The organism is Streptomyces chartreusis, assembly GCF_008704715.1.
Lineage (GTDB): Bacteria > Actinomycetota > Actinomycetes > Streptomycetales > Streptomycetaceae > Streptomyces > Streptomyces chartreusis.
The window spans coordinates 6,639,561-6,657,667 of sequence record NZ_CP023689.1; the positions used below are offsets into that span (position 1 = coordinate 6,639,561).

Consider the following 18,107-nt stretch of genomic DNA (forward strand, 5'->3'; position numbering starts at 1 on the left):
CAGACATCCGATCGGAAGGGGGGCCCGTCTCATGGGGGCCGTAGGGACGAGTGCGCGGCGGCGGGGTGTGCCCTGGCTTGTGCTCGGGTTGTGGGTCGTCGCTCTGGTGGCCGTGTCGCCGTTCGCGTCGAAGCTCGCGGACGTGCAGCGGGACCGGGCCGTGGACTATCTGCCGGCCAGTGCGGATTCCACGCAGGTGGCCAAGATCCAGGAGCAGCTGCCGGGGGGCGAGGCCACCGAGCTGGTCGTCGTATACCACCGCGACGGCGGGCTGACCGCCGGGGACCGGGCGACCGCCGCCGGGCAGATCGAGCGGATCGCGGGGGAGCACAAACTCACCGGTGAACCGCGAGGTGTGCCGTCGCGGGACGGGACCACCCTGATGTACCCGATCGCGACCACCGAGCCGGGGACCGACGAGGAGGCACGTGACCTGCTCGTCAACGACGTCAGGGACGTCGCGCGGAGCAGCGACGGGCTGAGCGTCGAGGTCGGTGGGGCGGGGGCGCTCGCCACCGACGCGAGCGAGGTCTACAACTCGCTCGACGGGCCGCTGCTGTACACCACGGCCGCCGTCGTCGCGCTGCTGCTGATCATCATCTACCGCAGCCCGTTCCTGTGGCTGGTGCCGCTCGCCGTCGCCGGCATGGCCGACTACCTGTCGATGGGCGTCGCCTACGGACTCAACCAGGGCTTCGGGACGTCGGTTTCCGGCCAGAGCTCCGGGATCATGACCATCCTCGTGTTCGGGGCGGGGACGGACTACGCACTGCTGCTCGTCTCCCGCTACCGGGAGGAGCTGCGGCGCATCGAGCGGCCCTACGACGCCATGGTCGCCGCGCTCAAGGGCTGCGGGCCCGCCGTGCTCGCCTCCTCCGGCACCGTCGCCGCCGGACTGCTGTGCCTGCTCGCCGCCGACCTCAACTCCAGCCGCGGCATGGGCCCGCTCGGCACCGTCGGTGTGCTGTGCGCCCTCGTCGCCATGCTGACGCTGCTGCCCGCGGTCCTCGTCCTGCTCGGCCGGCGCGTGTTCTGGCCCCTCGTGCCGCGCCTCGGCAGCACACCCAAGGCCCGCCGGTCCCTGTTCACGGCCATGGGCAGCTCGGCCGGACGCCGGCCCCTCACCGTCCTCGCCGGCGGCGCCGTCCTGCTCGGCGCGCTCGCCCTCGGCACCCTCAACCTGCCCGGCAACCTCAAGCAGGAGGACTCCTTCACCTCCAAGCCCGACGCGGTCGCCGCCATGGAGACCCTCGCCGCGGCCTACCCCGAGCGCGGCACCCAGCCCATCAGCGTCATCACCCCCGAGGACCGGGCGGAGGCGACCCTCGCGTCGATCCGGGACACGCGCGGCGTCGACAGCGCGCAGGAGGGCCGTACCGGAGACGGCTGGACCGAGATCTCCGTCCTGGCCACCGCGGCGCCCCAGTCCGCCGGGGAGACCGCCACCATCGAGGCCCTGCGCGACCGGCTGGAGGGCTCCTACGTCGGCGGTGCCAGCGCCGAGCAGCTCGACCTGAAGGACACCAACGCCCGCGACCGTCTGGTCGTCGTGCCGATCGTGCTGCTGTCGGTGCTGCTGATCCTCGTCGTCCTGCTGCGCTCGCTCGTCGCGCCGCTGATCCTGGTCGCGGCCGTGGTCGCGGTGTGGGCCGCGGCGCTCGGCATCGGCGGACTCGTCTTCGAGCCGCTCTTCGGCTTCGAGGGCACCGACCCCGGACTCGGGCTGCTGTCCTTCGTGTTCCTCGTGGCCCTCGGCGTCGACTACGGCATCTTCCTGATGCACCGGATGCGCGAGGAGTGCCTGAACGGCGCCGAACCGGCAACGGCCGCGCTCACCGCGCTGCGTACGACGGGCGGCGTCATCGCCTCCGCCGGGCTCGTCCTGGCCGCCACCTTCGCGGTGCTCACCAACATGCCGATGCTGCAGCTCGTGGAGCTGGGCTTCGTCATCGCGGTCGGCGTGCTCCTCGACACCTTCCTGGTCCGCACCTACCTGGTCACCAGCGCCAGCGTCGCGCTCAAGCGCAAGGTGTGGTGGCCGGGTCCGCTGTCCCGGAAGCCGGAGCCGCCCGTGCCGCCGAAGGAACCGGAGCGGGTGACCGTGTCCGCCCACTGAACCGACGGGCGCCCCTCCCTGCCGGAGGGGCGCCCCCATCGCGGAGGATGAGCCCGTGCAGGAAAACAGGACACACGTACGGCCCCGCGTCGGCGAACGGGTCATGGCGGCGATCAACCGCGACCCCATGACCGCCCCGCATCGCACCCGCAACGACGCCCTGCTGGCCGCCGGGTGGGCCGTCCTCGCCACGGCGATGGCCCTGCTCGCCGACGACGGGCGTCGACCCGACGCGCTCGGCTGGGCTCTGCTGCTGGTGGCCCATGTGCCCCTCGTGTGGCGGCGCCACCGTCCGGTGCCGGTCCTGCTCGCGGTGATGGCCTGCATCGCTCCGTACCACGCCCTCGACAACAACCACGCCGCGCCCATCTTCGCGACCATGGTCGTGCTGTACACGGTCGCGGCAACCGGCACGGTGCGCCGCACTCTGCTCACCGGCGGCGGCGTCCTCGGCGTGACACTGATCCTCAACGGCATCACCAACCCCGACGGGACGGCGGAGCTCCTGCGGATATCGGGCTGGGTCTTCGCGTTCCTCTTCTGCGGCATCGACGTGCGCTACTACCGCCAGTACTTCGCCGCCGTCGTCGAACGCGCCGAGCGCGCCGAACGCACCCGCGAGGAGGAGGCCCGCCGCCGCGTCGCCGAGGAGCGCCTGCGCATCGCACGGGACCTGCACGACCTGCTGGCCCACAGCATCACCCTCATCGGCGTGCAGACGTCGGTGGCCGCGCACGTCCTGGCGGCCGACCCCGAGCGGCTGGACCGCGCGACGATCGCCAAGTCGCTCGACGACATCGCCGAGACCTGCCGCACGGCTCGCGGTGAGGTGCGCGGCACCCTGGAAGTCCTGCGCGAACAGGGCGTCGCGGGCGAGACACGCGGGCCGCTGCCCGGACTGGACGGACTGCCCGACCTGGTGGAGGCGGCGCGGCTCGCAGGGGCGCGGGTGGAGTCCGACGTACGGGTGCGGGAGGCGCCGCCCGCGGTGGGGGCGGCGGTCTACCGGATCGTGCAGGAGGCGCTGACGAACGCGGTCCGGCACGCGGGACCCGAACCGGCCGTGCGCGTCTCGCTGTACGAGGAGATGGGCGCCCTGCGGCTGTCGGTCGCCGACGACGGCCGTGCCGCGCCCTGCGCGCAGAGCCCCGGCTACGGTCTGGTCGGGATGCGTGAACGGGCCCGCAGCGTGGGTGGCACACTCGACGCCGGGCCGCGCGACGAGGGGGGTTTCGAGGTGAGCGCCGTACTGCCCACCGGGACCGGACTGCCCGAGGAGAGCCGGGTGTCCGTCGGGACCGGCCGGGAGGGGGAGTGATGATCCGCGTCCTGCTCGCGGACGACCAGACGCTCGTCAGGGAGGCGTTCGCGATGCTGGTCGAGTCGGCGCCGGACATGGAGGTCGTCGGCCAGGCGGCCACCGGCCGGGAGGCCGCGGAACTGGCCCGCACCTCGCGCCCCGACCTCGTCGTGATGGACATCCGCATGCCCGACCTCGACGGCATCGAGGCGACCCGGCTGATCGCGGCCGACGAGGACCTGGCCGGGGTGCGCGTGCTGGTGCTGACCACCTACGACACCGACGAGAACATCGTGGACGCGCTGCGGGCCGGCGCCTCCGGGTTCCTCGTGAAGGACACCCGCCCGGCCGAACTCCTCGACGCCATCCGTACGGTGACCGCGGGCGACTCCCTGCTGTCGCCGGGACCGACCGCACGGCTGATCGAGCGGTTCCTCCGCAGCCCCTCGGCACCCGCGGCCGGCGGGCCCGAATGCCTGTCCGAACGTGAACGCGAAGTGCTGACGCTGGTCGCGCGCGGGCTCAACAACACGGAGATCGCGGAAGCGTTGGGACTCAGTCCGCTCACGGCCAAGACCCATGTCAGCCGCATCATGGGCAAGCTCGGGGCGCGGGACCGGGCACAGCTGGTCGTCGTGGCGTATGAGTCAGGGATGGTGACTCCGGGGAACCTGTGACGGACAGGTCAATGTCTGACCCTCCGTCAAGGGAGTTCGATGACCCTCCTGAGCCGCACACTCCTGGCCACCGCGGTACTGCTGACCGCCCCGCTCACCACCGCCGGCACCGCCTCGGCGGCCCCCGGCTGCACGTCCTCCGTGCCGTACGTCTCGGGCGAGGGCGGCTACGACACGTACCGCATCCCGGCGACGGTCACGACCGCGCTGGGCACGGTGCTGGCCTTCGCCGAGGGCCGGCACGACGGGGCCGGTGACACCGGCGACATCGATGTCGTCCTCAGACGGTCCCTGGACGGCGGCTGCACCTGGGGACCGGTCGCGGTGGTCGCCGCCGGGGACGGGGACACGCGGGGCAACCCGGCGCCGGTGGTGGACCCGCTCACCGGCGCGGTCGTGCTGGTCACCTCCTACAACAGCGGGGATGTGACGGAGGCGCAGATCATGCGGGGCGAGGCGACGGCGGAGCAGAGCCGCCGGGTGTTCGTGCAGCGCAGCACGGACGACGGGCGGAGCTTCGGCTCGCCCCGCGATGTCACGGGGGACGTGAAGCCGGCGAACTGGCGCTGGTACGCGACCGGCCCCGGGCACGCGATCGCGCTCCGGCACGGCAGGCACGCGGGCCGGCTGGTGGTCCCCTCGAACCACTCGGTGGCCCCGCCGGCGGGCTCCGGCCACACCGGGCAGGAGGCCAGGTACTACGGCGCCCACGCCATCTACAGCGACGACGGCGGGCGTACGTGGCAGACGGGCTTCGTCGACGAGACGTACGACGGCTACAGCAACGCCAACGAGTCCACCGCCGCCGAACTCCCCGACGGCAGGGTGTACTTCAACTCCCGCGACCAGAACGGCACGAGCGCGGGCAACCGCCTCGACAGCGTCTCCAGCGACGGCGGCGAGAGTCTGGACCGGCCGTACACGATGCAGCCCTCGCTGAACGACGTGCCGGTGGTCGAGGGCAGCGTTCTCCAACTCCCGGGCGCCGGCGCCCCGTTGCTGTTCTCCGGTCCGTCCGTGCCCACCGCCCGGCAGTCGATGGCCGTGTGGCGCAGCACGAACGGCGGGGCGACCTTCACGAAGGTACTGACGCTGTCGCAGCAGCGGGCGGCGTACTCCGACCTGGTGCGGCTCGACGGGCAGACGGTCGGGCTGCTGTACGAGACGGGGCAGTCGGGCACCTACGAGACGATCGAGTTCCGCCGGCTGCCGGTCACCGAGCTGAGCTAGCGGCCGCCGGGGCGGAACCGGCCTAGAGCAGCCCCGCTCCGGCCAGGAACTTCCCCACCCGTTCGACTTCCTCCGGCGACAGCGGCACCTGAGGCTCCGCTGTCGCCGGGCAGTCGATGACGCCCCGCAGGTGCAGTGCCGCCTTGAACGCGCCCAGCGCCGAGGAGCTGCCGCCCATCCGCTCGGTGTCGCCGACGGTCACCATCCCGAACAGGGCGCACAACCGTTCCTGCTCGGCTCGGGCCGACTCCCGGTCGCCGGAGCGGTACAGGCGGTCGAGGCGGACGTAGCCCGCCGGGTCGACGTTCGCCAGGCCCGGCACCGCCCCGTCGGCGCCGACCGCGAGAGCCGCGTCCACGATGAGCTCGGAGCCCGTCAGCACGCTGAAGCCCTTGAGGTCGGGCCGGTTGCGGACGCCCATGACGACCTCGCGGAAACCGGCCAGATCGCCGCTGGAGTCCTTCAGGCCCGCCAGCACACCCTCGGCGGCCAGGTCCAGGACGACCTCGGCGGGCAGCTTGGTGTGCACGCCGGACGGCAGGTCGTAGGCGATGACCGGGACCGGGCAGGCCGTCGCGATCAGCCGGTAGTGGTGGGCGATCTCGGCGGGGTGGGTGCGCGCGTAGAACGGGGCCGTCGCCACCACAGCGTCCGCGCCGGCCTCCGTGACCTCGTGTACGTGGTCCAGGACCCGCGGCGTCGTCATGTCGATCACGCCGGCCAGGACCGGGAGCCGCCCGGCGGTGTGCCGTACGGCCGTGTCCACCACCAGCCGCCGCTGCCGGTCCGTCAGATACGCCACCTCCGACGTCGAGCCGAGCACGAACAGGCCGTGCACCCCGCCCTCCATCAGATGGTCGATCAGCCTGCGCAGTGACGGGACGTCCACCTCGCGGTCCGGTGTCAGGGGCGTGCAGACGGGCGGGACGACACCGGTGAGCGGGGTGGGGATCATGGTCAGGGCTCCCTGGAACTGTGGCTCTGTCGTACGAGGTCGCGGGTGGCCTCGCCCTCCTCCACTGGATGGTGACACCTGTAACGGTGCGCGGGGCTCGACGCGGCCGAGAACTCCGGCATCACCTCCGCACATACCCCGTCCGCCTTCCAGCACCTGGTCCGGAAGGGGCATCCACTGGGCGGCCGGGTCGCCGACGGGACCGGCCCGACCAGCGGGATCGGATCGATCGGGTCCAGCAGCCCCGGGGTCGCGGAGAACAGGGCGCGGGTGTACGGGTGCCGGGAGCCGTCGGTGACACCGGCCGCCGGGGCCTCCTCGACGATCCGGCCCAGGTACATCGTGATCACCCGGTCGCTCATCCGCCGTACCGTCTGGATGTCGTGCGAGACGAAGACCAGGGCCAGGCCGAGGCGCTCCTTCAGGTCCAGCAGGAGGTTCAGGATCTGGGCGCGCACCGACACGTCCAGGGCACTCGTCGGCTCGTCCGCCACCACCAGGTCGGGGTCCAGGGCCAGCGCGCGGGCGATGGCGACGCGCTGGCGCTGACCGCCCGACAGCTGGCCCGGCAGGGCGTCGGTCAGGGCGCGAGGCAGGCCCACCAGGGACATCAGCTCCCGCACCCGGTCCTCGCGCTCGCGCTTGGTGCCGCGTTCGTGCACGTCCAGCGGGTCCCGCAGTATCTGCCGGACCGGCAGCCGGCGGTTCAGGGCCGTCGACGGGTCCTGGAAGATCATGCCCGTGCCGGCGCCCACGGCCGTCCTGCGCTCGGCAGGCGTCATGGCCCACAGATCACGGCCGCGGAACGCCACGCTCCCCGACGTCGGCCGCTGCACCCCGACCAGCACCTTCGCCAGCGTCGACTTGCCGCACCCCGACTCGCCGACCACGCCCACCGTCTCGCCGGGCGCGATGGTGAGCTCGGCGCCGGTCAGGGCGTACACCTTGTCCCGGGTGAACAGCCCACCACTGCGCGCCTTGTGCACGACGTGCGCGTCGGACAGCTCGACCAGAGTGTTCGTCTCGCTCGCGCTCATGTCACCGCCTCGCTCTCGGAGCGGTCCGTCGGGGACAGGAGGATCGCCGGGTGGTGGCAGGCCGCCGTGTGCGTCGGTGTTCCCGCGAGGGCGGGCGCGGTCGTCCGGCACACCTCGCTCGCCAGCGGGCAGCGGTCCGCGAAGCGGCAGCCCGCGGGGAAGTCGGCGGGGGAGGGGACCACGCCCTTGATCTGCGTCATCCGCTCCTGCGCCGACTCCAGCGAGAGCACGCTGCCGAGCAGACCCCGCGTGTAGTGGTGCGCCGGTGCCTCCACCAGGTCGGCGGTCACGCCCGTCTCCACGATCTGGCCGCCGTACATCACGACCACCCGGTCGGTGACGTCCGAGACCAGCGCGAGGTCGTGCGAGACCAGGATCAGGGCGAAGCCCAGCTCCTGGCGCAGCCTCAGCAGCAGCTCTATGATCTGCGCCTGCACGGTGACGTCCAGCGCGGTCGTCGGCTCGTCGGCGACGATCAGCTTCGGGTCCCGGGACAGGGCCATCGCGATCAGCACGCGCTGACGCTGGCCGCCGGAGAGCTCGTGCGGATAGCTGCGCAGGGTGCGTTCGGGGTCGAGGCCGACCAGGGTGAGCAGCTCGTGCGGGCCGCGCCGGCCGCCACGGCGTACGACCTGCTTGAGCTGCGAGCGGATCGTCATCGCCGGGTTCAGGGACGACAGGGCGTCCTGGTAGATCATCGCCATCTCGTGGCCCAGCAGCTTGCGGCGTACCCGCATCGGCTCGCCCACCAACTGCCGCTGGTTGAACCGGACGTGGCCGCGCACCCGGGCGCCCTTCGGCTCCAGGCCCATCACCGCGAGCGCGGTCAGCGACTTCCCGCAGCCCGACTCGCCGACCAGGCCGAGGACCTCGCCGGGCTGCACCTCGAAGCTGATGCCGTCGACGATGTCCACACCGTTGTGCCGGCCTTCGAAGCCGATCGCCAGGTTCTCCACCGCGAGCACCGGCAGCCGTCCCCCGGGCAGCGGCCGGGCCCGTGACCGCAGCCGGGCCGCCGCCTCCGTGAGCCCGGGCAGCTGGAGCACCTCGCCGCTGCCCGGCTCAGGTGCCTCCAGGTGGTCGCGCTGCTCCTTCACGTCGACCTCGCGTGCGGACGGCGCCGCCCACGCGTCCGAGACGCCCTCGGAGAGGATGTTCAGGCACAGGACGGTCACCAGCATCAGCAGCCCGGGGAAGACGGTCGCCCACCAGCCGCCGGTCAGGACCATGTTCTTGCCGTCCGCGATGACGCTGCCCCAGGACGGGTCCGGCGGCCGCACGCCCGCGCCGATGAACGACAGCGACGCCTCGAAGACGATCGCCTCGGCCACCTGCACGGTGCAGAACACCAGCACCGGGGCGGCGCAGTTGATCGCCACGTGCTTGATGACGATGTGCGGGGTGCGGGCGCCGATGACCCGTTCCGCCGTCACATAGTCCTCGCCGTACTGGTCGAGGACGTTCGCCCGGACCACCCGGGCCACGGGCGGTGTGAACAGGAAGGCGATCGCGCAGATCAGGACGGTGATGCCGCCGCCGAAGACCGCGACGAGCACCGCGGCCAGCGCGATGCCCGGGAACGCCATCACCACGTCCAGACAGCGCATCAGCGTCTCGTCGACCGCCTTGCGCGAGGTCGCCGCGACGGCGCCGATCAGAGCGCCGACCACGAGCGCGAGCAAGGTCGCGCCGAGCCCGATCGCCAGCGACCAGCGGGCCCCGTACATCAGCCGGCTCAGGATGTCCCGGCCGAGGCTGTCCTGGCCCATCCAGTGGTCGGCGGACGGATGCCCGGTGCCGTCGACCGGCGGCTGCTGGTCGAGCGGGTCGTGCGGGGCGAGCAGCGGGGCGAACAGCGCGACCACCACGACGACGGCCAGGAAGCAGACGGCCACCTTCGACAGCATCGGCAGCTTGCGCCAGCCGCGCAGACGGATGCCGGGCCGGGACAGCGCCTCGGCCAGACGCTTGCGGTTGAACGTCATGTCGCCTCCCGCAGCCGCGGGTTGACCAGCAGATACAGGATGTCGATGACGAGGTTGACGACGACGAAGCCGATCGCCGTGGTGATGACGACGCCCTGGACCACGGCCGGGTCACCGTTCTTCACCGCGTCGATCATCAGCTTCCCCATGCCCGGCAGGGAGAAGATCGTCTCGATGACGACCGCGCCGCCCAGCAGATAGCCGACCCGCAGCCCGAGCACGGTCAGCGGGTTGATCAGGGCGTTGCGGAGCACGTTCCGGCCGACCACGACCCGCGGCGGCAGGCCGCTGCCGATCGCCGTGCGGACGTAGTCCTTGTCGAGTTCCTCCACCACCGACGTGCGCACGATCCGGGTCAGCTGCGCCGCCACCGGCAGCGACAGCGCGAGGGCGGGCAGGGTCATCGTCTTCAGCCAGCCGGTGAAGGAGTCGGCCGGGTTGATGTAGCCGCCGGTCGGGAACCAGCCGAGGTCGACGGCGAGGTACTGGATCATCAGCAGCGCCAGCCAGAAGCCGGGTGCGGCGACCCCGGTGAGGGAGACGACGCGGATGATCTGGTCGGGCAGGCGGTCGCGGTAGATGGCCGCGGTGACGCCGCCGACCAGCGACAGGACGACCGCGATGCCGAGCCCCAGGAAGGTGAGCTGGATGGTCAGCGGCAGCGCGGTCATCACCTGGTCTACGACCGGCGCCCGGGTCAGGGCGCTGGTGCCCATGTCGCCGTGGACCAGGTCGCCGATGAAGACGACGTAGCGGACGGGCAGGGGATCCAGCAGGCCGTTCTGCTCGCGGAAGTCGTGCAGCTGCTGCGGCGTCGGGTTGGCGCCCTGGAAGAACGCGGACGCCGGGTCGACGTCCGAGAACCGCATGACCAGGAACACGAACAGCACGATGCCCAGCATCAGCGGCACGAGCAGCAGAACGCGCCTGGCCAGGATCCTGACGACGGTGATCACTCAGTGACTCCTAGGCCCACTTGGCCTGGAGGAGGTTGATGCCGGGGTACGGCTGTGCCCTTATCCCGGTGAGCTCCCTCGGGTTCCACGCGGTCATCAGCTCGTTGTGGACGACCGGGTAGAGGACGGCCTGCTCGGCGACGATGTCGATGTAGTCCTGGACCATTGTCTTCTTCTTCTCGGCGTCCGGCTCCTGGGTCGCCCGGTCCATGTCCTTGAACAGCGCCTTGGCGACGGAGTTGTCGGCCCACCGCGTGTACTGCATCCACAGGTTCTCGGGCCCGTAGTTGTAATGCATGATCAGATCGGCGTCGAGGCCGAACTGGTTGGGGTTCGAGGCGGCGGCGACGACCTGGTAGTCCTGCTTCTGGTCCATCTTGGTGAAGACGGCCGTCGTCTCCTGCGGGGACAGGGTCGTCTTGACGCCGATCGCGTCCCAGGACGCCTTGATGGTCGGCAGGCAGTCCACGATCCAGCTGACGTTCACCGCGAGGATCTCGATCTTCAGCCCGCTGACCCCGGCCTGCTTCAGCAGCGCCTTCGCCTTGTCGGGGTCGTAGTCGTAGACCGTCCTGGCGGGCCGGAAGCTGGGGTTGGACTGGTTCAGGAAGGACGACGACGGCTTCCCGTGCCCCTTGAGCGCGACCTCGATCATCTTGCCGGTGTCGATGGCGTAGTGCAGGGCCTGGCGGACCCGGACGTCGTCGAAGGGCTTGTGCCTGGTGTTGAACATCAGGAACAGGTTGTTCATCCCGGCGCCGCCCGCGACCGTGAGACCGCCGCTCTCCAGCTGCCCGATGTTGGCGTAGGGGATGTTGTCGGCGATCTGCGCGCCCGCGCTGGCCCCCGAGATGCGGGCCACGCGCGGTGCCGCGTCCACGATGGTCAGCCAGTTCATCTTCTTGAAGGCCGCCTTGCGCGGGCCGTTGTAGTCCGCGTACGCCTCGAAGGTGGTGTTGGACTTCGGGTGGTGCGCGGCCTGCATGTACGGCCCCGACCCGATCGCCTTGCCCTTGATGGCCTCGTCCCACGCGCCGGGCTGCGAGAACACGTGCTTCGGCATGATCTTGGCGAGGGTGAGCCGCGAGAGCCCGTCCGGGAAGGGGAACTTCAGCACCAGCTCGACGTTCTGCGCGTCGATCTTGCGCACTTCCTTCAGCCAGCTGACGAAGAAGCCCTTGGCGAGGGTCTGGGTCTTCGGGGCGAGGATCCGGTCGAAGACGAAGACCACGTCGTCGGCGGTGACCGGCTTGCCGTCGTGGAACCTGGCGCCGGCGCGCAGGGTGAACTTCCAGGATGTGGCGTTCGGGTCGGCCGGCACCTGGGTGGCGAGCGCGGCGTACGGCTCGCGGGAGATGGGGTCGGTGTCGAGGAGGCCCTCGTAGATGTGGTTGTTGGCGGCCATGCAGAAGGCGGACGCCGTCTGGGTGGGATCCCAGCTGCCGTCGTTGCCGTAGCCGATCACTGCGGTGAGGGTCCGGTTCGCGCCACCGCCCCCGCCGGTCTCGTTCGTGGACTCCGGCCCGGACGAGCAGGCCGAAAGGGACGCGGAGACGGCGGCGGCCGCGCCCAGCGCGCCGGTGTACTTCAGGAACGACCGGCGGTGCAGCGCCGGCACGTCGTGGGTCACGTCGCGCACGGTTCCTCCAGCGGTGGGTGGTGAGCTCCGGCGATGGGTGATGCGAGGAGAAGCGAGGAGATACGACGTCCTACGTCCTGACGGTCAGCGCGACCATAGGTGGGGCGCTGGGGGCGGTCAAGGGATCTCACACGAATGGCGCATCTGCCACAGGTCGGACCAATGGCGCTGTGAAATGGCGCGAGTTGACCCCCCGTCAGGGGCGATTGCGGGAGACATGGGACGTGGGACGTCCGGGTGCGCGTACGATGCGCCGCATGCCCGGGCAGCCCAGGAACAGTCGTACGTCCGAGGAGTCCAGGAACAGCCGGATCCAGCGCCAGGTCATGCAGTTGATCATCGACCGCAGGCTCCAGGCGGGCGCCCTGCTGCCCACCGAGGCCGAGCTGATGGAGGACCTCGGCGTCAGCCGCAACTCCGTGCGCGAGGCGCTCAAAGCGCTCCAGGCCCTCGACATCGTGGAGATCAGGCACGGCTACGGGACGTATGTCGGCCAGGCCTCGCTCACCCCGCTGATCGACGGGCTGACCTTCCGCACGCTCGCCCGGCACGACCACGACACCGGTGCGCTCGCCGAGATCCTCCAGGTGCGGGAGGTGCTGGAGGAGGGGCTGATCCGGCGGGTGGCGGCGACGGTGAGCGAGGGTGAGCTGGACCGGCTGGATGCGGTCGTGTCCCGGATGGAGGCGGCGGGACGGTCCGGGCGGCCCTTTCCGGAGCTGGACCGCGAGTTCCACGAGCTGCTCTACGCCTCGCTCGGCAACGACCTCGTGCCGCAGCTCCTCGCCGCGTTCTGGACGGTCTTCCGCCGTGTGAACGGCGCCCGCGGCCGCCCCGACGACCCCTCGCCCGAGGTCACGGCCCGCTGGCACCGCGATATCGTCACCGCCTTGCGTGCCGGGGACGTGGAGGGAGCGCAGCGGGCGATGGCCGTCCATTTCCGGGGGATCTCGGCGAGGGCGGGGCGGGAACCGGGGGGCGGAGGATGAGACCCGCGAGCCTCTCCTCGCCCCCGCCGCCCCTACCCGTCCCGTCCCCGGGGGCTGCCGCCCCCGGACCCCCGCTTCGGCCCTGAAGGGGCCTTGTCCTCAGACGCCGGACGGGCTGAAGATCCAGCCCCTCCGGCGTTTGAGGAGCGGGGTCTGGGGCGGAGCCCCAGAAGGACGGGACGGGTAGGGGCGGCGGGGGCGAGAAGGCATCAGGAATCGAGAAGCGCGGCACCAGCGCCACGGCTAGCGTGACGGGCATGGACATCAGCATTCACGCCAGTTTTCTTCCGCACGACGACCCGGACGCGTCCCTGGCCTTCTACCGCGACGCCCTCGGCTTCGAGGTGCGCACCGACGTGGGCCAGGGCAAGATGCGCTGGATCACGGTCGGCCCGGCGGGTCAGCCCGGCACGTCCATCCTGCTCGCGCCGCCCGCCGCGGACCCCGGCGTCACCGACGACGAGCGCCGTGTCATCGCCGAGATGATGGCCAAGGGCACCTATGGCTGGATCCTGCTGGCCACCGGGAACGTCGATGACACCTTCGAGAAGGTGCAGGCGAGCGGCGCCGAGGTCGTCCAGGAGCCCACCGACCAGCCTTACGGCATCCGCGACTGTGCCTTCCGCGACCCCGCGGGCAATCTGGTCCGTGTCCAGGAGCGGGGCTGAGCCCACCCCCGCGCCCTCACCGGCGACGTTCCCGACCGAGTTGCAGATGGAGACTTCACGATGACCGAGCCGCACGTTGCCGACAGCCACGAACTGATCCGTGTGCACGGTGCCCGGGAGAACAACCTCAAGGACGTCAGCATCGAGATCCCCAAGCGCCGGCTGACGGTGTTCACCGGGGTCTCCGGCTCGGGCAAGAGCTCCCTGGTGTTCGACACGATCGCCGCCGAGTCGCAGCGGCTGATCAACGAGACCTACAGCGCGTTCCTGCAAGGGTTCATGCCGAACCTCGCGCGGCCCGAGGTCGACGTCCTGGACGGCCTGACCACCGCCATCACCGTCGACCAGCAGCGCATGGGCTCCGACCCGCGCTCCACCGTCGGCACCGCCACCGACGCCAACGCGATGCTGCGGATCCTCTTCAGCAGGCTCGGCAAGCCGCACATCGGCCCGCCCGCCGCGTACTCCTTCAACGTCGCCTCGGTCTCGGCGCAGGGCGGCTTCACCATCGACCGGGGCGCCGACAAGACCAAGACCGAGAAGGTCTCCTTCAGCCGCACCGGCGGCATGTGCACCCACTGCGAGGGCCGGGGCCGGGTCTCCGACATCGACCTCACACAGCTCTACGACGACTCCAAGTCGCTCTCGGAGGACCCGTTCACCATCCCCACCTACACGGGAGACGGGTGGGTCGTGCGGGTCATCGCCGAGTCGGGCTTCTTCGACAAGGAGAAGCCGATCGCGAAGTACACCAAGAAGGAGCGGCACGACTTCCTCTACCGCGAGCCGACCAAGGTCAAGATCAACGGGGTCAACCTCACCTACGAGGGTCTGATCCCCAAGCTCCAGAAGACCTTCCTTTCCAAGGACCGCGAGTCGATGCAGCCGCACATCCGGGCCTTCGTGGACCGGGCGGTCACCTTCGCGGAATGCCCTGACTGCGGCGGCACCCGGCTCAGCGAGCAGGCCCGCTCCTCGAAGATCGACAAGGTCAGCATCGCCGACGCCTGCGCGATGGAGATCCGCGACCTCGCCGAATGGGTCCGCGGGCTGAAGGAGCCGTCGGTCGCGCCGCTGCTCGCCAAGCTCCAGCACAGCCTCGACTCGTTCGTGGAGATCGGCCTCGGCTACCTCTCCCTCGACCGGGCCTCGGGCACGCTGTCCGGCGGTGAGGCGCAGCGCACCAAGATGATCCGCCACCTCGGCTCCTCGCTCACCGACGTCACGTACGTCTTCGACGAGCCCACCATCGGTCTGCACCCGCACGACATCCAGCGCATGAACAACCTGCTGCTGCGCCTGCGGGACAAGGGCAACACGGTGCTCGTGGTCGAGCACAAGCCGGAGACGATCGCCATCGCCGACCATGTCGTGGACCTGGGCCCCGGCGCGGGCACGGCCGGCGGCACCGTCTGCTTCGAGGGCACCCTCGACGGGCTGCGGGCCTCCGACACCGTCACCGGCCGCCACCTCGACGACCGGGCGAAGCTCAAGGAGACGGTCCGCGAGGCCACCGGCAAGCTCGCGATCCGCGGCGCCGGCGCCAACAACCTCCAGGACGTCGACGTCGACATCCCGCTCGGCGTGCTCTGTGTCGTCACCGGCGTCGCCGGCTCCGGCAAGAGCTCGCTCGTGCACGGCTCGATCCCGGCGCCGGAGGGCGTGGTCTCGGTGGACCAGACGCCGATCCGCGGCTCGCGGCGCAGCAACCCGGCGACGTACACCGGACTCCTTGAGCCGATCCGCAAGGCGTTCGCCAAGGCCAACGGCGTCAAGCCGGCCCTGTTCAGTGCCAACTCCGAGGGCGCCTGCCCGACCTGCAACGGCGCCGGGGTCATCTACACCGACCTGGCGATCATGCAGAGCGTCGCCACGACCTGCGAGGACTGCGAGGGCAAGCGGTTCGACGCGTCGGTGCTCGAGTACCACTTCGGCGGGCGGGACATCAGCGAGGTGCTCGCGATGTCGGTGACCGAGGCGGAGGAGTTCTTCCGCGAGGGCGACGCGCGGATCCCGGCCGCGCACCGGATCGTCGAGCGGATGGCGGACGTCGGCCTCGGCTACCTCACCCTCGGCCAGCCGCTGACCACGCTGTCCGGCGGTGAGCGCCAGCGGCTGAAGCTGGCCGTGCACATGGCCGACAAGGGCGGGGTGTACGTCCTCGACGAGCCGACGACCGGTCTGCACCTGGCCGACGTCGAGCAGCTGCTCGGCCTGCTGGACCGGCTCGTGGAGTCCGGCAAGTCGGTCATCGTCATCGAGCACCACCAGGCCGTCATGGCGCACGCCGACTGGATCATCGACCTCGGCCCCGGCGCCGGTCACGACGGTGGCCGGATCGTCTTCGAGGGCACCCCCGCCGACCTCGTCGCAGAGCGCTCCACCCTCACCGGTGAGCACCTCGCGGCGTACATCGGCGGCTGAGCGGCGATGTGCATGGAGGCCGCACCGGTGCTGGCCCTGCTCTCGTCCCGCTCCCGCCGGTCGCGGGAGTGGACGGGGTGGCAGCCGGCCCGGGAGGATACGGGTGTGGGATCCAGCCGATCGACGTCCGACGAACAGCGCCTGAGCACGCTCGTCGCGCTGCGGCGCGTCCGTGACCGGATGGACCGGGAGTACGCGCAGCCGCTGGACGTCGAGGCGCTGGCGCGGGGCGTGCACATGTCGGCGGGTCACCTCAGCCGCGAGTTCCGGGCCGCGTACGGCGAGTCGCCCTACAGTTACCTGATGACGCGGCGCATCGAGCGGGCCATGGCGCTGCTGCGCCGCGGCGACCGCAGCGTCACCGAGGTGTGCTTCGAGGTCGGCTGTTCGTCCCTCGGGACCTTCAGCACCCGCTTCACGGAGCTGGTCGGCATGTCGCCCAGCGCCTACCGCCGGCAGGAGGCGGACGCGACGGACGGGATGCCGTCGTGCGTGGCGAAGCAGGTGACCAGGCCGCTCAGGAACCGGCCGGCGCCGTTCAGCCTCGCGGCCGCTGTCAACGGAGTGGTGCCGGGCGACGGTCAGCGCTCGGCATGACGACGGGTCGGGCGTGCCGTCCCCGGTGCGGCGCCCCCGACCCGTCCATGCCATTGCGCAGTGCCGCTACGGCAGGGTCCGCTCGTAGTACCTGTCCTCGTCGGAGTCGTAGATCAGCTTGCCGGCGGCGTCGTAGCCCTTGATGTGCGGCGCCCGCGTGACCTGCTCGTTCAGTACGCCGGATGCCACGAACCGGCCGTGGGTGAGGGTGGCCTCGGCGTCGGAGTCGCCGTAGGCGACCGTCACCCTGGCCACCGACGGCTTGACCGTCCCCACCACACCCCAACGGAACGGCAGCTTCCATTTTCCGCGGTCGAGGAACGACTGCTGGTAGAGCTTGCCCCCGTTGGGGTTGACCAGCACCGGCCCCTCGTCCGGGATGATGCCGCTCTCGTCGGTGAAGGCACTGATGCCCTGGGTCACCCCGTCCTTGAGGTTGCAGATCAGATAGGACTGCTCCTGGGCGTCCGTCGCCGCGACCACGTACATGCCGTCGCCCGGGGCGTTGGAGTCGCCGGTGCTGCGCATCGCCAGCACGATCGCGTACTCGTCCGCCGGGTCGAGGCCCGCCCCGCCCGGTGCGTGGCTGTTCGACAGTTCGGAGTCCAGGCAGTTCGCCAGCCCGTCCGCCGCCTGCTCGGCGGTGATCCCGTCGAGCAGCTGCCCCTCGACCGCCGGGGGCGTGCTGCCACTCGGCGTCGGCGAGGGGCTGCGCGAGGCACTGGCCGAGGGCGTCGGGGACGCGGCCGTGGTCGTGGCCGGCCCCCCGCCGCTCAGCGCGTACGCACCGACCGGCATCGCCGCCAGCGTCACCAGCGCCGCCCCGGCCGCGGCCACCCGGCGCCGCCGCTCGACCACGCCCCGCCTGCGGATCGCCGGATACGGAGCCGGAGAGGGCCGGATCGTGTACGCGTCCTCGGCGAGCAGCTCTCGCAGCCGCTCCTCGAAGTCCCGCTCGCCGTCCGCTTCCTGCCGCCGCTCGTCGTCGTTCACCTGCTGCCTCCCTGCCCGGACGGCGTCATCCGGGCGAGCCCCGGACACGCACGCAACTTCGCCAGCCCCTTCGACGCCTGGCTCTTGACCGTGCCGACGGAGCAGCCGAGCACATCGGCGACCTCCGACTCCGACAGGTCCTCCCAGTAGCGCATGACCACCACCGCCCGCTGTTTGGGCGGGAGTTGGGCCAGCGCGCCGATGAGCGCACCGCGCTCGTCCACGCCCGCGTAGCCCTCGTCGCGCCCCGCCACGTCGGGCGGCGCGGCGGTCAGCGCCTCGGCCACCCGTCGCTTGCGGAACCGGTCGCTGTTGCAGCTGACCAGCATCCGCCGGACGTAGGCCTCCGGACTGTCGGCACGCGCCACCCGCCGCCATGAGCGGTACGCCTTCGCCAGCGCCGTCTGCGTCAGGTCCTCGGCGTGGTGCGTGTCACCGGTGAGGAGATACGCGGTCCGCACCAGGTGGGACCACCGCGCCCTGACGAACTCCTGGAACTGGGCCTCTTGTTCGGCCTGCATCAAGCACCCTCCCTCGCCCT

At 71.2% G+C, this 18,107-nt stretch carries 15 protein-coding genes; 8 read left to right on the forward strand and 7 right to left on the reverse strand.

The genetic code is table 11. The features are described from left to right. Positions 1-31: 31 nt before the first annotated feature. The 4 genes from CP983_RS29185 (at position 32) to CP983_RS29200 (ending at position 5,323) form a co-directional block, all read left to right on the forward strand. On the forward strand, positions 32-2,116 hold the full coding sequence (locus CP983_RS29185) for an MMPL family transporter (protein WP_150502791.1): 2,085 nt from the start codon (positions 32-34) through the stop codon (positions 2,114-2,116). Between the two features lie 103 nt (positions 2,117-2,219). Then, positions 2,220-3,434: a sensor histidine kinase gene (locus tag CP983_RS29190; protein WP_150506959.1), complete on the forward strand. Its 1,215-nt coding sequence runs from the start codon at positions 2,220-2,222 to the stop codon at positions 3,432-3,434. Next, on the forward strand, positions 3,431-4,093 hold the full coding sequence (locus tag CP983_RS29195; RefSeq protein WP_150502793.1) for a response regulator: 663 nt from the start codon (positions 3,431-3,433) through the stop codon (positions 4,091-4,093). The genes CP983_RS29190 and CP983_RS29195 overlap by 4 nt, the downstream gene beginning before the upstream one ends. 39 nt (positions 4,094-4,132) lie before the next feature. Beyond that, a complete protein-coding gene (locus CP983_RS29200) occupies positions 4,133-5,323 on the forward strand; it encodes a sialidase family protein (RefSeq protein WP_150502795.1) in 1,191 nt (396 codons plus the stop codon). Positions 5,324-5,345: 22 nt separating this feature from the next. Here the strand turns inward: CP983_RS29200 and CP983_RS29205 are convergent, their stop codons facing one another. The 5 genes from CP983_RS29205 to CP983_RS29225 are packed head-to-tail and all read right to left on the reverse strand — an operon-like array spanning position 5,346 to position 11,895. After that, the gene (locus CP983_RS29205; RefSeq protein WP_150502797.1) at positions 5,346-6,278 is read right to left on the reverse strand and encodes a dihydrodipicolinate synthase family protein; all 933 of its coding nucleotides are present in this window, start codon (positions 6,276-6,278) and stop codon (positions 5,346-5,348) included. Positions 6,279-6,280: 2 nt separating this feature from the next. Then, positions 6,281-7,315 (reverse strand): oligopeptide/dipeptide ABC transporter ATP-binding protein, encoded by a 1,035-nt coding sequence (locus CP983_RS29210; protein ID WP_150502800.1) that lies wholly within the window; start codon positions 7,313-7,315, stop codon positions 6,281-6,283. Then, entirely contained in the window at positions 7,312-9,300 is a 1,989-nt protein-coding gene (locus CP983_RS29215; protein WP_150502802.1) for a dipeptide/oligopeptide/nickel ABC transporter permease/ATP-binding protein, read from the reverse strand. Before CP983_RS29215 ends, CP983_RS29210 begins: the two co-directional genes overlap by 4 nt. Next, positions 9,297-10,256 carry an ABC transporter permease gene (locus CP983_RS29220; protein WP_150502804.1) on the reverse strand — a complete coding sequence of 320 codons (960 nt, stop codon included), beginning with the start codon at positions 10,254-10,256 and terminating at the stop codon, positions 9,297-9,299. Before CP983_RS29220 ends, CP983_RS29215 begins: the two co-directional genes overlap by 4 nt. A 10-nt stretch (positions 10,257-10,266) precedes the next feature. Then, positions 10,267-11,895 (reverse strand): ABC transporter substrate-binding protein, encoded by a 1,629-nt coding sequence (locus tag CP983_RS29225; protein WP_150502806.1) that lies wholly within the window; start codon positions 11,893-11,895, stop codon positions 10,267-10,269. A gap of 248 nt (positions 11,896-12,143) precedes the next feature. Between CP983_RS29225 and CP983_RS29230 the strand changes: the two genes are divergently transcribed. From CP983_RS29230 to CP983_RS29245, 4 genes are all read left to right on the forward strand, one after another. Continuing rightward, the gene (locus CP983_RS29230; protein WP_373309812.1) at positions 12,144-12,884 is read left to right on the forward strand and encodes a FadR/GntR family transcriptional regulator; all 741 of its coding nucleotides are present in this window, start codon (positions 12,144-12,146) and stop codon (positions 12,882-12,884) included. A 257-nt stretch (positions 12,885-13,141) separates the two neighbouring features. Further along, a complete protein-coding gene (locus tag CP983_RS29235) occupies positions 13,142-13,552 on the forward strand; it encodes a VOC family protein (protein ID WP_107907345.1) in 411 nt (136 codons plus the stop codon). Between the two features lie 60 nt (positions 13,553-13,612). Next, complete coding sequence (locus tag CP983_RS29240; protein WP_150502810.1) at positions 13,613-15,976, forward strand: ATP-binding cassette domain-containing protein; 2,364 nt, start codon at positions 13,613-13,615, stop codon at positions 15,974-15,976. Between the two features lie 180 nt (positions 15,977-16,156). Continuing rightward, positions 16,157-16,573 (forward strand): helix-turn-helix transcriptional regulator, encoded by a 417-nt coding sequence (locus CP983_RS29245; protein WP_229914758.1) that lies wholly within the window; start codon positions 16,157-16,159, stop codon positions 16,571-16,573. Positions 16,574-16,639: 66 nt separating this feature from the next. Here the strand turns inward: CP983_RS29245 and CP983_RS29250 are convergent, their stop codons facing one another. Both CP983_RS29250 and CP983_RS29255 read right to left on the reverse strand, forming a co-directional pair. After that, entirely contained in the window at positions 16,640-17,566 is a 927-nt protein-coding gene (locus tag CP983_RS29250) for a hypothetical protein (protein ID WP_150502814.1), read from the reverse strand. Then, complete coding sequence (locus CP983_RS29255; protein ID WP_030961023.1) at positions 17,563-18,087, reverse strand: SigE family RNA polymerase sigma factor; 525 nt, start codon at positions 18,085-18,087, stop codon at positions 17,563-17,565. Before CP983_RS29255 ends, CP983_RS29250 begins: the two co-directional genes overlap by 4 nt. Positions 18,088-18,107: the final 20 nt, after the last annotated feature.

Coding starts and splice junctions, on each gene's coding strand:
- CP983_RS29245 (WP_229914758.1), top strand. CDS start 16,157: ATGGACCGGGAGTACGCGCAGCCGCTGGACGTCGAGGCGCTGGCGCGG.
- CP983_RS29215 (WP_150502802.1), bottom strand. CDS start 9,300: ATGACGTTCAACCGCAAGCGTCTGGCCGAGGCGCTGTCCCGGCCCGGC.
- CP983_RS29210 (WP_150502800.1), bottom strand. CDS start 7,315: ATGAGCGCGAGCGAGACGAACACTCTGGTCGAGCTGTCCGACGCGCAC.
- CP983_RS29255 (WP_030961023.1), bottom strand. CDS start 18,087: ATGCAGGCCGAACAAGAGGCCCAGTTCCAGGAGTTCGTCAGGGCGCGG.
- CP983_RS29200 (WP_150502795.1), top strand. CDS start 4,133: ATGACCCTCCTGAGCCGCACACTCCTGGCCACCGCGGTACTGCTGACC.
- CP983_RS29190 (WP_150506959.1), top strand. CDS start 2,220: ATGGCGGCGATCAACCGCGACCCCATGACCGCCCCGCATCGCACCCGC.
- CP983_RS29205 (WP_150502797.1), bottom strand. CDS start 6,278: ATGATCCCCACCCCGCTCACCGGTGTCGTCCCGCCCGTCTGCACGCCC.
- CP983_RS29235 (WP_107907345.1), top strand. CDS start 13,142: ATGGACATCAGCATTCACGCCAGTTTTCTTCCGCACGACGACCCGGAC.
- CP983_RS29240 (WP_150502810.1), top strand. CDS start 13,613: ATGACCGAGCCGCACGTTGCCGACAGCCACGAACTGATCCGTGTGCAC.
- CP983_RS29185 (WP_150502791.1), top strand. CDS start 32: ATGGGGGCCGTAGGGACGAGTGCGCGGCGGCGGGGTGTGCCCTGGCTT.
- CP983_RS29230 (WP_373309812.1), top strand. CDS start 12,144: ATGCGCCGCATGCCCGGGCAGCCCAGGAACAGTCGTACGTCCGAGGAG.